Genomic DNA, 13,806 nt, shown 5'->3' with positions numbered 1-13,806 from the left:
TGGCCGCTGCTCAAGCCGGGCGGCCGGCTGCTCTACGCGACCTGCTCGGTCTTCCGGTCCGAGGGCCAGGACCAGATCGACGCGTTTTTGCAACGCCATGGCGATGCGCGGTCGCGTCAGTTCGACCAGGGGGCCGGGCATCTGCTGCCGCTCGCGGACAATGCCCGCCAGGACCTCGCGCCCGGCGCGGCGGCCGTCACCGACGGCTTCTATTACGCGCTGTTGCACAAGGCCTGATCCCCGAACTCCTCGTCGAATCCCGTCCGCGTGTCCCCGCCGTCCCGTTCCGTTCCGCTGCGTGCCTGGTGGCAGCGCCTGACCCTGGTCGGCGCGCTGCTGGTGCTGCACGGCTGGGCACTGGCGCAGGGCGTGGCGCTGCAGCTGCTCAACGCGGAGCGCGCCGAGGACGGCCTGGCGGTCAGCTTCAGCACGCGCTTCGAGCTGCCCCGGCAGGCCGAGGACGCGCTGCTCAAGGGCGTGGCGATCTACTTCGTCGCCGAGGTCCAGGTGCTGCGCAGCCGCTGGTACTGGCGCGATGCCCGGGTCGCCCAGGCCAACCGCACCTGGCGCCTGACCTGGCAGCCGCTGACCCGCCAGTACCGCGTCAGCACCGGCGGCCTGCATCAGAGCTTCGACACCCTGGGCGAGGCGATCGCCTCGCTGCGCGGTGTCTCCGGCTGGCGCGTCGCCGACGCCAAGGAGATCGAGGACGACGGCCGCTATTACCTGGAGTTCAGCTACAAGCTGGACACCGCGCAGCTGCCCAGACCGCTGCAGATCGGCCTGGGCGGCAGCCAGGGCTGGACGCTGGGCGTCGACCGCACGCTGACGCTCACGCTCGAGGCGCCGGCCGCGCCGCCGCCCAACAAGCCGCAGCCCTGACCGCGCGCCGCCCCATCAGTTCCCGCCTCTCGTGACTCAGCAAGGATCCTGACCCGTGACCAAGTCGGCACGCCTGGCGTGGTTGATCTCCGTGGCCGCGATCGCGGGCGCCTGCGGCATGCTGGCCTTCCTGCTGTCCATCAGCACCACCGCGCAGCGCGGCTTCCTGGAGCGCCATTTCGTCTGGCTGTTCTGGGTGAACGTGGCGGTCGCCACCGCGCTGGTCATCGTGATCGGCGCCGCCGGCACGCGGCTGGCGCTGCGCGTCAAGCGCGGCCGCTTCGGCAGCCGGCTGCTGCTGAAGCTGGCCGGCATCTTCGCGATCGTCGGGGTCGTGCCGGGGCTGCTGATCTACACGGTGTCCTACCAGTTCGTGAACCGCAGCATCGAGAGCCTGTTCGACCAGCGCCTGGCCAGTGCGCTGGAAGCCGGCCTTGCGCTGGGCCAGGACACGCTGGAGAACCTGCGCACCGAACAGAACGCGCGCACCCGCGCCGCGGCCGAGCGCTGGGAGGACGGCGCGCTGGCGCCGCTGGCGCTGGAGCGGCTGCGCGACCAGATGAACGCGCGCAGCGTCGCGCTGATCGCCGGGAACGGGCAGGTCGTGCTGTCCGCCGGCGGGGAGTCGAGCGAAATCCCCGAGCGCCCCAGCAGCACGCTGCTCGCGCAGGCGCGCAACAACGGCGTCGCCTCGCGCCTGGAGGGCCTGGAGGACGAGCAGCAGGCGGTGCTGGGCGAGGCCCGCATCCGCTCGCTGGCGCTGCTGCCCAGCAGCGCGCTGCAGCTGACCAACAGCGACCGCTACCTGATGGTCGTCAAGCAGATCTCCGGCAAGGTCATCAGCAACGCGCTGAACGTGTCGGCCGCCAATCAGGAGTACCTGCAGCGCTCGCTGCTGCGCGACGGCCTGCGGCGCATGTACCTGGGCACGCTGACGCTGGTGCTGATCCTGGCGGTGTTCGCGGCGCTGCTGCTGGCGGTGGCGCTGTCCAACCAGCTGGTGCAGCCGCTGCTGCTGCTGGCCGAGGGCATGCGCGAGGTCGCGACCGGCGACCTGAAGGCCAAGCCGGTGTTCCGCTCGCGCGACGAACTCGGCGGCCTGACGCGGTCCTTCGCCGACATGACCCAGCAGCTGGCCGACGCGCGGGCCCTGGTGGAGCTCAGCGTGACGCAGCTGGAAAGCGCGCGCACCCATGTGCAGACCATCCTGGACAACCTGACCGCCGGCGTCATCGTGTTCGACCGCGACCGCCGCATCGAGACGGTCAATCCCGGCGCGACCCGCATCCTGAAACTGCCGCTGTCGGCCTACGTCGGCCGGCCGCTCGAGGACCTGCCGGCGCTGGCGGCCTTCGGCAAGGACATCTGGCAGCGCTTCGAGCTGCAGAGCCCCGAATCCGGCGAGCGCGAGCACTGGCAGGACTCCTTCGAGCTGCAGCTGGACGAGAAGACCGCGCTGACCCTGCTGGTGCGTGGCGCGCTGCTGCCGCAGGAGGCGCGGCTGCTGGTCTTCGACGACATCAGCGAGGTGGTGTCGGCGCAGCGCTCCGCGGCCTGGAGCGAGGTCGCGCGCCGGCTCGCCCACGAGATCAAGAACCCGCTGACGCCGATCCAGCTGTCGGCCGAGCGGCTGCAGTTCAAGCTGGAGTCCAAGCTCGAGGGCACCGACCAGGCGATGCTGGTGCGTTCCGTCGGCACGATCGTGAACCAGGTGCAGGCGATGAAGCAGCTGGTCAACGAGTTCCGCGACTACGCCCGCCTGCCGGCCGCCAAGCTGGCGCCGCTGGACCTGAACGCGCTGGTGGCCGAGGTGCTGACGCTGTACGCCGAGGCGCAGGAATCCGGCCACCTGGGCGCGGACCTGGCATCCGATCCGCCGGCGATCCTGGGCGACGCGCCGCAGCTGCGGCAGGTCATTCACAACCTCGTGCAGAACGCGCTGGACGCGGTCAGCGAGCGCCCCGACGGCCGGGTGACCGTGCGCACGCAGAAGGCGATGAACGAGGCCGGCGAGCTGCGGGCGCTCCGGCTGGTCGTCACCGACAACGGCCACGGCTTCGCGGAGAACGTGCTGAAGCGGGCCTTCGAGCCTTACGTCACGACCAAGACGAAGGGGACCGGCCTGGGGCTGGCGGTGGTGAAGAAAATCGCGGATGAGCATGGCGCGCGCATCCGGCTGGTGAATCTCCCAGCCGCCAGCGGCGCCGATCTGCCGCCGAGCGGCGCACAAGTTTCGTTATCATTTTCAAAACTCGCGACTGCACCGAGCCCTGCGCAGGACGCGCCTCGGCCCGCGTGAACAGTAGGCATACATGGCAACCATTCTTGTTGTTGACGACGAATTGGGCATCCGCGCCCTCTTGTCTGAAATCCTCTCGGACGAGGGGCACACGATCGAACTCGCGGAGAACGCCCAGCAGGCGCGCGCCGCCCGCGAGCGTTCGCGGCCCGACCTGGTGCTGCTGGACATCTGGATGCCTGACGTCGATGGCGTGACGCTGCTGAAGGAATGGGGCAGCTCCGGCCAGCTGACGATGCCGGTGATCATGATGAGCGGCCACGGCACGATCGACACGGCGGTCGAAGCGACCAAGTTCGGCGCGATGGCCTTCCTGGAAAAGCCGATCACGTTGCAGAAGCTGCTGCGCGCGGTGGAGCAGGCGCTGGTGAAGACCACGCCGCGCCCGGCCCCGCCGGCCGCACCGGTGGTGGGTGTGGGCCTCAACATCGGCAACAGCTACCCGCGTCCCGAGGTGCTGCCCGCGATGACGGCCGGCACGCTGCCGATGCCCTCGGCCGGCCTGGCGCCGGTGGCGCCCCTGCCGCACCAGGGCCTGGCCTCCGAGCAGGTGTTCGAGCTGGACCGCCCGCTGCGCGAGGCGCGCGACGCGTTCGAGAAGAGCTACTTCGAGTTCCACCTGGCCAAGGAGAACGGCTCGATGACCCGCGTGGCCGAGAAGACGGGGCTGGAACGGACCCACCTGTACCGCAAGCTGAAGCAGCTCGGCGTCGATCTTTCAAGAAACAAGCGGGGCAGCGGAATTTAGTGCTATAGTCGCGGTCTTCGTTGTTCAGCACGAGTCGCAAGACCCGGAACAACGGAGACAGAGACCCAGTCTCATGGCCAAGTAGCTCAGTTGGTAGAGCAGCGGATTGAAAATCCGCGTGTCGGTGGTTCGATTCCGCCCTTGGCCACCAGATTCAAGAAAGCCCGGCTCCGCCGGGCTTTCTGCTTTCTGCGGCTACAACGACGCTCATCACCACACGCCGAACCAGCGCCGCACACGCGGCTGGGCTCACCGCGTGATGATGTCCCGATGCATTGGCGCGAGCAGCGCCAGCAGGCGGTTCTGAACGGCAAACGGCACCCGCTGCGCGTCCATCGCCAATTGCAGGTCTTCGACCAACGCATTGAAGTCGGCCTTGTCCAGGGCGAGGTGGGCATGCGACTTCGCCATCGTCTCGCCGTCGTAGACGCATGGGCCGCCGCTGAGCTGGCAGAACTGCTTGCGGATCGATTCCTTCAGCGCTTTCGGGTTGACGCCATCGAACTTGCGCTTGATGCGCTCATCCGCATAGGCGCGATCGATCATGCCGTCGACGATGTGGGCGATGCCCTCCTCGCCGCCCAGCGCGCGATACAGCCCGTCATCCGCCGCGCCGGCGATCGACGCGGCGCCCACGCCCATCAGCAGCGCCAGCGCGCCTGCCCTCCACAGCCTTCGAGCGGATCGCATCGTGCAGACCTCCTGGTCGAGTCGTCGGAGCGCGGCGAGGCCGCGGTCAGTAGGCGAATTGGATCGAGCCGTAGACGCCGCGCTGACGACGCGGCTGGATCCCCGGCACGATGCTGCCGAGGTCCACATAGGCGGCCGTCAGCGACACATGCTTGTTGGGCGCCCAGGCGACGAACACATCCTTCCAGTCGTCCTCTCGCAGCGCGTCGCCCAGGATCGATGAATTGAGCTTGTCGGGCTTCACGCGGTACTCGACGCCCACCGCCCACTGCTTATTCAGCAGGTAGGCGATCGACACCTCCGGCACCAGCGAATAACTGCCGCTCGCCGTCCCGCCGAAGCCCAGCAGGCCGTTCTGATTGGCGCGCGTCGCGCGCAGCGTCAGGTTCACCAGCGTGCTTTGCGCCAGGAACAGCTTGGTCGCGCTCAGATAGATGTCCACGCCCTGACGCTTCGCGCCGAGCGCGCTCAGCGTCGGCGCCAGGCCACCCGCGTCGAGGTGCTTGTACTCGACGCCCAGCGCGAGCTGCGGCATCCAGGTGTCGGCATCGAGCACCGCATCGCCGCCCAGTCGCACCTTCGCGCCGAGGATCGTCTGCTTGAGCCGGAGCCCAGGCAGCCCCAGTGATGCGCCCGTGGCGCCAGCGCTCAAATCCTGCCGGGCGATCGACAGCTCGGCGCGCTCGCCAAAAGCCACGGCGGCGCCGTAGCCGGTGAAGCCGTAGTCCTGCACCGGCAAGCGCGTGAGGTACGCGGTCGCACCGATCTGGCCCGCCGTCGCGTAGCTGCCGGTCAATGCCCATGGCGACAAACCGCCACCAGCCGCGCCATCGATGCTGCTCACCCCGCCGGTCAACAGCAGCTTGCCTTGCGCCTGTGCGGCGCAGGCCAGCGGCGCGGCCATCAACAACGGCGCGATCAATCGCAGCAGCAGGTGGTCCATGAGCAGAGACGGTGAGGATGCCGAAGACGTCGCGCGGGCGCTTACCAGGCGCCGGTGTTGGGCATCGAGATCCAGGGCTCGGCCGGCGGCAGCGCCGGGCCGTCCTGCAGCAGCTCGATCGAGATGTTGTCGGGCGAGCGCACGAAAGCCATGCGGCCGTCACGCGGCGGGCGGTTGATCGTCACGCCAGCGTCCATCAGGCGCTGGCAGGCGGCGTAGATGTCGGGGACCGCGTAGGCCACGTGACCGAAGTTGCGACCCCCGGTATAGATCTCGGGATCCCAGTTGTAGGTCAGCTCGATCTGCGCGTCCTCGTCGCCGGGTGCGGCCAGATAGACCAGGGTGAAACGGCCGGCCTCATGCTCGCTGCGGCGCACCTCCTGCAGCCCCAGGGCGTCGCGGTAGAACTTCAGCGAGGCATCGAGATCGGTCACTCGGACCATGGTGTGCAGATACTTCATGAGCGGTGTCGGATGGCGTTGGACAGTGGAATCGACGCGAGGTCGGACGGCGCATTGTGGCCGGGTGGCGAGCGGTTTGCATGCAGCGGGGGCATGCGTGGGAACACCCTCGAGGAGCGCTGCGGCTCAAATGAAGAAGGCCCGCGTCGGCGGGCCTTCGTACGAGCGGAAAACGCGAGGGTCAGGTCGCCTGCGGCGTGGCGTCGCCACCTGGCGCCTGCTGCGTCGCCTGAGCCAGGCGTTGCGTCAACTCCTTGCGGAAGCGGTTCAACTCCTGGACGCTCACGAAGCTGCGCTCCATCAGCAGGCTCATGTTGTGCAGGATGCGTTCGACGACCTTGTTTTCCCAGACGCTGTCGAACTGGATCTGCTTGTCGAGCCAGCGCTCCAGCCACTCCGGATCGGGCAGGCGGCTCTGGATCGTGTCGCGCGGGAACAGCTTGGCGTTCACATGCAGATTGGTCGGGTGCAGCGCCTGCGCGGTGCGGCGCGCGCTGGCCATCAGCACGCCGACCTTCGCGAATGCCGCCTTCGCCTCGTCCCCGAACTTGCTCATCGCGCGCTTCATGTAGCGCAGGTAGGCGCCGCCATGACGGGCTTCATCGCGCGACAGGGTCTCGTAGATCGCCTTGATGACCGGCTCGGTGTGCCATTCGGCGGCGCGGCGGTACCAGTGGTTCAGACGGATCTCGCCGCAGAAGTGCAGCATCAGCGTCTCCAGCGCCGGGGCCGGATCGAATTCGAAGCGCACCTCGTGCAGTTCCGCTTCGGTCGGCACCATGTCCGGACGGAAGCGGCGCAGGTATTCCATCAGCACCAGCGAATGCTTCTGCTCCTCGAAGAACCAGACGCTCATGAACGCGGAGAAGTCGCTGTCGTCCTTGTTGTCGCGCAGGAACATCTCGGTGGCGGGCAGCGCGGACCACTCGGTGATCGCGTTCATCTTGATCGTGCGCGCCTGGTCGTCGGTCAGCTTGGACGCGTCGAACTTGTCCCACGGAATATCCGTGTCCATGTTCCAGCGCACGGCCTCGAGTTGCTTGAAGAGTTCGGGATAAAGCATCTGTCTGCGTCCTGTTAAGCGCGCCGGATTCTACCGGTCGCACCATGACAATCCCTTACGGCATCGGCCCATGGGGCGATCTGGCCTAATCCCGCATCCGACCGATCTCACGCCGGGTTCGCTTATTACGAAGCAGCACGACCGTTCGGATTCACCGATCCTGGAGACACAGCCCATGAACACGTCCTTCGGTTCCCTCCTGCGGCGCGCCGCCTTCGCCGGTCTCGCGACGGTGGCCATGGCCTTGGCCACGACCGCCGCCCACGCCGCACCGGCGGCCGAGCCCGCGACTTCCGGCGCAGCCTGCCCGGAACTGCTGAACCGGCAAATGCCTCGCCTGCAGGACGAGAAGCCACAGGCGCTGTGCCAGTACGCCGGCAAGGTGGTCCTGGTGGTCAACACGGCAAGTTTTTGCGGCTACACGCCCCAGTACAAGGCGTTGGAAGCGGTGTCCGCGCGCTATGCGGACAAGGGGCTGGTGGTACTCGGTTTTCCATCCGGTGATTTCGGCAACCAGGAGTACGGCAGCAACAAGGAAATCGCCGAGTTCTGCGAGAACACCTTCAACGTGAAATTCCCGATGTTCAGCAAGAGCAGCGTCGCGGCCGGAAAAGCCGATCTGAACCCGCTCTTCGCCGACCTGGCCAAGCGCACCGGTCAGGCGCCGAAGTGGAACTTCCACAAGTACCTGATTTCGCGCGACGGCAAGCAGGTCATGAGCTTCGCGTCGGGCGTGAGCCCGGACAGCTCGACCTTCACCCAGGCCGTGGAAAAGCTGCTGGCGCAGCCGCAGTGAACGAGCATCGCAGCGGCAACTTGAAAAACCTGTCGCTTGAGCTCGTTCCAGCTTGCAAAAGCTGAATGAAAGGCGCGGGAGGAGGCAATCGGCACGCCTGTGGCGAAGGGCCTTCATCAGCCTGAAAACTGTCCCGGCTAGCCGGGACAGCGGTGACAGTTGCTCACGTATTTGTCGCTCGGCAGGGTGACTTCCGCGTCGATGCGCTGCACCATAACGACTCGATCAATACATCGCTGATGAGAAACGCAAGCGACGACGCCGATAACAGCGCTCACTTTGAGCTGACTTAAACACGGCGGATGGCGCAGCAGCGTGGGAGGGCATTCCGCGGGTTTACACCGATCCCATCAGCGATGGGAGTACAGTCGACGCAACCACTTTCAGCCGCAAGACCTGCTTCTTCGTGAAGCTGCAATCCCGAGGCCTTTCTCCTCCTCCTCCCTCCCTCCCTCGTTGGCCAGGGGCGTCTTGAGGCTACTTTTCTACCCAGGGCTTCCGCTTCGCGGAAGCCCTTTGCATTTGCGGCGTCCAGCCGAAAAAAAGCGCGCCTCCTGGCGCGCCCTGGTCCGCGTCGAGCGGGCTTGATCAGGCCAGCCAGCCCTTGCGGCGGAAGTAGATGAAGGGCGCCGCCACCGACGCCACCATGAGCCCGATCGCGAAGAAGTAGCCGTACTTCCAACGCAGCTCCGGCATCGCCTCGAAGTTCATGCCATAGACGCTGGCGATCAGCGTCGGCGGCAGCAGGGCGACGCTCGCGACCGAGAAGATCTTGATGATCTTGTTCTGGTTGATGTTGATGAAGCCGACCGTGGCATCCATCAGGAAGTTGATCTTGTCGAACAGGAACGCGGTGTGCGAATCGAGCGAATCGATGTCGCGCAGGATCTGGCGCGATTCCTCGAACTGCTCGGCGTTGAGCATGCGGCTGCGCATCATGAAGCTGACCGCGCGCCGGGTGTCCATGACGTTGCGCCGGATGCGGCCGTTCAAGTCTTCCTCCCGGGCGATCGCCGCCAGCACCTGCCCCGCCTCGGTGTCGTTGACGTCCTTCTTCAGGACCCGCGCACTCACCTTCTCGAGGTTGTCGTAGATGCCCTCCAGCACGTCGGCGGAGTACTCCGCGTCCGCGTCATAGAGCTTGAGCAGCACGTCCTTGGCGTCCTCGATCAGCGCCGGGATGCGACGGGCCCGCAGGCGCAGCAGGCGGAACACCGGCAGGTCCTCGTTGTGGATCGAGAAAAGCACGTTGTCGAAGAGGATGAAGGCGACCCGCACGTTGCGCGGCGCTTCCATGTCGTCGATCAGGAAGTCGGAGCGGATGTGCAGCTCGCCGTTGTCTTCCTCGTAGAAACGGGCCGATTCCTCGAGATCCTCGTCGACGATGTCCTCGGGGATCACCAAATGGAAGCGCTCGCGGATCCAGTCCTTTTCCTCCGGCGTCGGCGACTGCAGGTCGACCCAGACCGGGTTGCGGTCGGCCCCGGCGAGCGAGAGCAGTTCGGCGGCGGTGGAAATCTCTTCCTGGACCATGCCTCCCTTGAGGCGGCCATTGTCCAGCGTGAACACATTCAGCATGCGGATCCTTCGTCGGCGGTGCGCGCTCGGGCGAACGCGCAAGCCGGAGTGCGCGTTGACGGACCCTTCGAGGGTCGCCGCGGCGCGAGAGTTGCCAGGAGCAGGCGACGCCAGGCGGCGCGCCAAGGGGTCGAGGTGGCCCGTCTCACTCCGGACAAGCGTCGCGGCGGCGTTGGATGCGGTGGAGCAGAACGCTCAGGGGCTGCGGCGGATTGACGCTGGAGTGGACGGCCACCGAGGGTGGTCGCTGTCCAAGGGGGACTCCAGTAATCGGGACGCGGGATTATCACATCGCGTCCCGAGGGCCAGCAAGGAAGCGCGGGGAGGACGCCCGGTCCGGAAGGCCCGCGCCGCACAACATCCAGCATTCCAGCACGGACCTCGCCCTGCTGCAAGGCGGGAAAATTCGCCCCCAAACTTGCTTTCCATCACTTGCCGAGGCTGGGGATCGGGAGCAGACTGGACTCGTCTTCTTCATCGATTTCGCCTCAGAACCCGCATGCCATCGGCCCTCGCGGCCTTCCGGGTCCCTCGCGGACCACTCACCCGTCACGCCGTTTCCGACACTCCATCCGCTTCCCCCGCGTCTCCAGCTCGATGCCGGCGACGTGCCGACCGACCCTCACCGACTTTCCACCTCACCAAGACCCTGCCCGCTCTTTTCCCCGCGGCAACGACCGCCGACTCCGACTCTGTTTCCGACCAAGCCCTTGTGAAAGGAGGCTTTATGAACCTGACCATCAGCGGCCACCATCTCGAAGTGACACAGGCTCTGCGCGAATACGTGCTGAACAAGCTCAGCCGGGTGCTCCGCCACTTTGACCAGGTCGTGGACGTCAACGTCCTGCTGACCGTGGAGAAGCAAAAGGAAAAGGATCGACGCCAACGCGCTGAAGTCACGCTGCATGTGAAGGGACGGGAAATCTTCTGCGAACACTCGAACGGCGATCTCTACGCCGCCATCGACGAGCTGATGGACAAGCTGGACCGCCAGGTCTGCCGCCACAAGGATCGGGTGCAGAACCATCACCATGAATCGGCCAAGCGCATGGACTTGAGCGCCGGATAACCGATCTCCGCGAATCCGACGGCCTCTCCCGGCCCGTCGGGCTCGCTACCGGATCCTCGGGATTACCCGGAGATTCCCCGCAAGGCGGCCCATCGGGCCGCCTTTTTGCCGAGAATTGTTGCGATGCAACACCAGCGGAGACGTTTTCACAGAAGCGTCGCATCCGTCACACCCCCTCTCGGTAGCGGGATTCCTATAATCCAGTCCTTCAACCCTCGAATCTGCGTACCCGCTGGTGCGCAGGCTGCTTCCCCAGCTCGCCGGTCGACATGGCCGGTAAATGCCCGATGAACCGTCTCGCCGCCATCCTTCCCGCCAGCAACGTGCTGGTCGATGTGGACGCTTCCAGCAAAAAGCGGGTCTTCGAACAGGCCGGGCTGCTTTTCGAGAACAACCATTCGATCTCCCGCGCCGCGGTCACGGACAACCTGTTCGCCCGCGAGCGCCTGGGCTCCACCGGTCTGGGCCACGGCGTCGCGATCCCGCATGGCCGCATCAAGGGCCTGAAGAACCCGCTGGCCGCGGTGCTGCGCGTGCAGCAGCCCATCGGTTTCGACGCCCCCGACGACGAACCGGTCACCCTGCTGATCTTCCTGCTGGTGCCCGAGGCGGCGACCCAGAGACACCTCGAGATCCTGTCCGAGATCGCCGAGATGCTGTCCGACCGCGAACTGCGCGAACGCCTCAAGACCGAGGCGGAGGCCGCCACCGTGCATCGCCTGATCGCCGACTGGGAACCGCTGAAGTCGGTGGCCTGAGCGGCCCAGTGCTTCGAGACGATCTCTCCACCTCCAGCACCCGCCCCACTTGAAAGCCACCTCCATCAGCGCGGACCGGTTGTTCGAGGAACACCGCGAGGCCTTGCGTTGGGAGTGGATCGCCGGGCATGCGCACCCTGAACGCCGTTTCGACGAAGCCGCGCTGCGGGACGCCCAGTCGGCCGCCGACCTGGTCGGCTACCTGAACTACATCCACCCCTACCGCGTCCAGATCGTCGGCCGGCGTGAAGTCGCCTACCTGAGCCAGGCCTCGGGCGACGTGCTGGACCGCCGGATCTCGCGCATCGTGACGCTGGAGCCGCCGGTCATCATCGTCGCCGACGACCAGGTGCCGCCGGACCGGCTGGTCGCGATGTGCGACCGCGCCGAGATCCCGCTGTTCACCACCGCCGAGAGCGCCGGCCACGTCATCGACCTGGTGCGCGCCTACCTGGCCCACGTCTGCGCCAACCGCACGACACGCCACGGCGTGTTCATGGACATCCTCGGACTGGGCGTGCTGCTGACCGGCGAATCGGGACTAGGCAAGAGCGAACTCGGCCTGGAACTGATCAGTCGCGGCCACGGCCTGGTGGCGGATGACGCGGTCGACTTCTTCCGGATCGCGCAGACGGCCATCGAAGGCCGCTGCCCCGAGCTGCTGATGAATCTGCTGGAAGTCCGCGGCATCGGCCTGCTGGACATCAAGGCCATCTTCGGCGAGACGGCGGTGCGCCGGAAGATGCGGCTCAAGCTGATCGTGCACCTGGTCCGCAAGGAAACGATGGAGCGCGACTTCGAGCGCCTGCCCTACGAGCCGCTCTACGAGGACGTGCTGGGCATGCCGGTGCGCAAGGTCGTGATCGCCGTGGACGCCGGCCGCAACCTGGCCGTGCTGGTCGAGGCCGCGGTGCGCAACACCATCCTGCAATTGCGCGGCATCGACACCTACCGCGAGTTCGTCGAGCGCCACCAGCGCGCGATCGAGCAGGGACTGAACGACAACAACTGAACGCGGCGCCGCTTTCGACGGTGCATGACGAAGGGGCTCCGCGGAGCCCCTTGTCGTTGACGCCGCGATCGCCGGACCGGGTCAGCGGGCCATCTTGTGCGGGCAGTCCTTCTTGACGCAGTTCGCGTACAGCGCGAGCGAGTGCTCCTGCAGCTGGAAGCCACGCTCCTGCGCGATCGCGTGCTGGCGCTCCTCGATCTTCGGATCGTAGAACTCCTCGACGAAGCCGCAGGTCAGGCAGACGAGGTGGTCGTGGTGGTGGCCCTCGTTGAGCTCGAAGACCGCCTTGCCCGATTCGAAGTGGTTGCGCGACAGCAGGCCGGCCTGCTCGAACTGCGTGAGGACGCGATAGACGGTGGCCAGACCGATGTCCGCGCGTTCATCGAGCAAAGCTTTGTAAACGTCCTCGGCGGTCATGTGCCGCTGCTGGGCGGTCTGGAAGATCTCGAGGATCTTGATGCGGGGCAGCGTGGCCTTGAGCCCGCTGTTCTTGATTTCGTCTGACCGGTTCATGGGGTTTGCGCCTGCGGGGAAGCGGGGGTGCGTGCCGCTAGAATCTCGCGATCATAGCCCTTGCGCCTCGGCCAATCCGCGCCATGTCATTGAATTCCCGTATCGCCTGCATTGCCCGCCGGAACGCCTCCGGCGCCGCGATGGCAGGCCTGGTTGTCGGTCTGCTGGCGCTGGGCGGCTGCTCGCAGATGCCCAAGTTCGACGCGCTCTCGGTGAGCGGCGACAAGGTGCTGGGCCTGGTGACGCCCTACCGCGTCGAGATCGTGCAGGGCAACGTGGTCACCAAGGAACAGCTGGCCGCGATCAAGCCGGGCATGAGCCGTGTCCAGGTGCGCGATGTCCTGGGCTCGCCGCTGCTGACCGACGTCTTCCATGAGTCCCGCTGGGACTACGTGTTCACGATCCGCCGCCAAGGGGCCGCGCCGCAGAACCGCCACATCCTGCTGACCTTCGACGGCGACCAGCTGTCCAAGATCGACGCGCCGGACGACCTGCCGACCGAGAAGGAATTCATCGCCTCGATCAACACGCTGAAGGTCTCCGGCAAGGAACCCAAGCTGGAGCTGACCGAAGAAGAGCGCAAGGCGCTGCCGCCGCCGGTGCGCACCGCCGCGGCCTCGGCGCCGGAGCCGATGGGACCGACCCGCGACTACCCCCCGCTGGAGCCGCGCCGATGAGCCGTCTGCGGATCGCGATCACCGGCGCGTCCGGCCGCATGGGCCGGATGCTGGTCGAGGCGTGCTCGCCGCCGACGACCTCGAGCTGGCCGCCGCGCTCGACCGCGACGCAGCCCGGCGCTCGGCCAGGATGCCGGCGCCTTCCTCGGTCAGATCACCGGCGTGGCGATCACCAGCGACGTGCGGGCCGGCCTGTCGCGGTCCGACGTGCTGATCGACTTCACCCGCCCCGAAGGCACGATGGCGCACCTGGCGCTGTGCGCCGAACGTGGGCGTGCGCACCGTCATCGGCGACCACCGGGCTCAGCCCCGACAGA

At 66.7% G+C, this 13,806-nt stretch carries 14 protein-coding genes, 1 tRNA gene and 2 pseudogenes; 11 read left to right on the top strand and 6 right to left on the bottom strand.

Going from position 1 to position 13,806, the window contains the following annotated elements; translation table 11 throughout:
* The 5 genes and pseudogenes from FUT87_RS08990 to FUT87_RS08970 all read left to right on the top strand — a co-directional run.
* Nucleotides 1–237: pseudogene (locus FUT87_RS08990) on the top strand (16S rRNA (cytosine(967)-C(5))-methyltransferase RsmB); the annotation flags it as partial.
* A 30-nt stretch (nucleotides 238–267) separates the two neighbouring features.
* Nucleotides 268–882 carry a DUF4390 domain-containing protein gene (locus FUT87_RS08985; protein WP_091730826.1) on the top strand — a complete coding sequence of 205 codons (615 nt, stop codon included), beginning with the start codon at nucleotides 268–270 and terminating at the stop codon, nucleotides 880–882.
* A 55-nt stretch (nucleotides 883–937) separates the two neighbouring features.
* A complete protein-coding gene (locus FUT87_RS08980) occupies nucleotides 938–3,181 on the top strand; it encodes an ATP-binding protein (protein WP_147240818.1) in 2,244 nt (747 codons plus the stop codon).
* Nucleotides 3,182–3,194: 13 nt separating this feature from the next.
* Nucleotides 3,195–3,929 carry a response regulator gene (locus tag FUT87_RS08975; RefSeq protein WP_091730817.1) on the top strand — a complete coding sequence of 245 codons (735 nt, stop codon included), beginning with the start codon at nucleotides 3,195–3,197 and terminating at the stop codon, nucleotides 3,927–3,929.
* Between the two features lie 75 nt (nucleotides 3,930–4,004).
* Nucleotides 4,005–4,080, top strand: a tRNA-Phe gene (locus tag FUT87_RS08970).
* Between the two features lie 98 nt (nucleotides 4,081–4,178).
* Here the strand turns inward: FUT87_RS08970 and FUT87_RS08965 are convergent.
* From FUT87_RS08965 to FUT87_RS08950, 4 genes are all read right to left on the bottom strand, one after another.
* Entirely contained in the window at nucleotides 4,179–4,619 is a 441-nt protein-coding gene (locus tag FUT87_RS08965; RefSeq protein WP_091730814.1) for a group 1 truncated hemoglobin, read from the bottom strand.
* Nucleotides 4,620–4,665: 46 nt separating this feature from the next.
* Nucleotides 4,666–5,562 carry a DUF3034 family protein gene (locus tag FUT87_RS08960; RefSeq protein WP_147240817.1) on the bottom strand — a complete coding sequence of 299 codons (897 nt, stop codon included), beginning with the start codon at nucleotides 5,560–5,562 and terminating at the stop codon, nucleotides 4,666–4,668.
* A 41-nt stretch (nucleotides 5,563–5,603) separates the two neighbouring features.
* Nucleotides 5,604–6,023 (bottom strand): VOC family protein, encoded by a 420-nt coding sequence (locus tag FUT87_RS08955; RefSeq protein ID WP_091730804.1) that lies wholly within the window; start codon nucleotides 6,021–6,023, stop codon nucleotides 5,604–5,606.
* Nucleotides 6,024–6,204: 181 nt separating this feature from the next.
* Nucleotides 6,205–7,086, bottom strand: a complete 882-nt coding sequence (locus tag FUT87_RS08950; RefSeq protein WP_091730800.1) for an acyl-ACP desaturase — start codon at nucleotides 7,084–7,086, stop codon at nucleotides 6,205–6,207.
* 175 nt (nucleotides 7,087–7,261) lie between these two features.
* On the opposite strand from FUT87_RS08950, the gene FUT87_RS08945 reads away from it, so the two are divergent.
* Nucleotides 7,262–7,882: a glutathione peroxidase gene (locus FUT87_RS08945; protein ID WP_147240816.1), complete on the top strand. Its 621-nt coding sequence runs from the start codon at nucleotides 7,262–7,264 to the stop codon at nucleotides 7,880–7,882.
* A 588-nt stretch (nucleotides 7,883–8,470) separates the two neighbouring features.
* Here FUT87_RS08945 and corA read toward each other — a convergent pair.
* On the bottom strand, nucleotides 8,471–9,460 hold the full coding sequence (gene corA / locus FUT87_RS08940; RefSeq protein WP_091730793.1) for a magnesium/cobalt transporter CorA: 990 nt from the start codon (nucleotides 9,458–9,460) through the stop codon (nucleotides 8,471–8,473).
* Nucleotides 9,461–10,187: 727 nt separating this feature from the next.
* Between corA and hpf the strand changes: the two genes are divergently transcribed.
* From hpf to hprK, 3 genes are all read left to right on the top strand, one after another.
* Nucleotides 10,188–10,529: a ribosome hibernation-promoting factor, HPF/YfiA family gene (gene hpf / locus FUT87_RS08935; RefSeq protein ID WP_091730788.1), complete on the top strand. Its 342-nt coding sequence runs from the start codon at nucleotides 10,188–10,190 to the stop codon at nucleotides 10,527–10,529.
* A 287-nt stretch (nucleotides 10,530–10,816) separates the two neighbouring features.
* Nucleotides 10,817–11,287, top strand: coding sequence for a PTS IIA-like nitrogen regulatory protein PtsN (ptsN, locus tag FUT87_RS08930; RefSeq protein WP_091730784.1), 471 nt, complete (start codon nucleotides 10,817–10,819; stop codon nucleotides 11,285–11,287).
* Between the two features lie 49 nt (nucleotides 11,288–11,336).
* Nucleotides 11,337–12,299: an HPr(Ser) kinase/phosphatase gene (gene hprK / locus FUT87_RS08925; protein WP_091730781.1), complete on the top strand. Its 963-nt coding sequence runs from the start codon at nucleotides 11,337–11,339 to the stop codon at nucleotides 12,297–12,299.
* A gap of 81 nt (nucleotides 12,300–12,380) precedes the next feature.
* Here the strand turns inward: hprK and fur are convergent, their stop codons facing one another.
* The gene (fur, locus tag FUT87_RS08920; protein WP_091730779.1) at nucleotides 12,381–12,812 is read right to left on the bottom strand and encodes a ferric iron uptake transcriptional regulator; all 432 of its coding nucleotides are present in this window, start codon (nucleotides 12,810–12,812) and stop codon (nucleotides 12,381–12,383) included.
* 140 nt (nucleotides 12,813–12,952) lie between these two features.
* Between fur and FUT87_RS08915 the strand changes: the two genes are divergently transcribed.
* Nucleotides 12,953–13,489, top strand: coding sequence for an outer membrane protein assembly factor BamE (locus FUT87_RS08915; RefSeq protein WP_255488908.1), 537 nt, complete (start codon nucleotides 12,953–12,955; stop codon nucleotides 13,487–13,489).
* Nucleotides 13,486–13,806 (top strand): annotated as a pseudogene (locus FUT87_RS08910) (hypothetical protein); the annotation flags it as partial. The gene FUT87_RS08915 and the pseudogene FUT87_RS08910, both read left to right, overlap by 4 nt.

The organism is Mitsuaria sp. TWR114, assembly GCF_007997345.1.
Note: the sequence above shows the minus strand (reverse complement) of the source record. Positions and strands in the feature narration are given on the sequence as shown.

Coding starts and splice junctions, on each gene's coding strand:
- FUT87_RS08960 (WP_147240817.1), bottom strand. CDS start 5,562: ATGGACCACCTGCTGCTGCGATTGATCGCGCCGTTGTTGATGGCCGCG.
- corA (WP_091730793.1), bottom strand. CDS start 9,460: ATGCTGAATGTGTTCACGCTGGACAATGGCCGCCTCAAGGGAGGCATG.
- ptsN (WP_091730784.1), top strand. CDS start 10,817: ATGAACCGTCTCGCCGCCATCCTTCCCGCCAGCAACGTGCTGGTCGAT.
- FUT87_RS08950 (WP_091730800.1), bottom strand. CDS start 7,086: ATGCTTTATCCCGAACTCTTCAAGCAACTCGAGGCCGTGCGCTGGAAC.
- FUT87_RS08975 (WP_091730817.1), top strand. CDS start 3,195: ATGGCAACCATTCTTGTTGTTGACGACGAATTGGGCATCCGCGCCCTC.
- FUT87_RS08965 (WP_091730814.1), bottom strand. CDS start 4,619: ATGCGATCCGCTCGAAGGCTGTGGAGGGCAGGCGCGCTGGCGCTGCTG.
- FUT87_RS08955 (WP_091730804.1), bottom strand. CDS start 6,023: ATGAAGTATCTGCACACCATGGTCCGAGTGACCGATCTCGATGCCTCG.
- FUT87_RS08915 (WP_255488908.1), top strand. CDS start 12,953: ATGGCAGGCCTGGTTGTCGGTCTGCTGGCGCTGGGCGGCTGCTCGCAG.
- fur (WP_091730779.1), bottom strand. CDS start 12,812: ATGAACCGGTCAGACGAAATCAAGAACAGCGGGCTCAAGGCCACGCTG.
- FUT87_RS08945 (WP_147240816.1), top strand. CDS start 7,262: ATGAACACGTCCTTCGGTTCCCTCCTGCGGCGCGCCGCCTTCGCCGGT.
- hpf (WP_091730788.1), top strand. CDS start 10,188: ATGAACCTGACCATCAGCGGCCACCATCTCGAAGTGACACAGGCTCTG.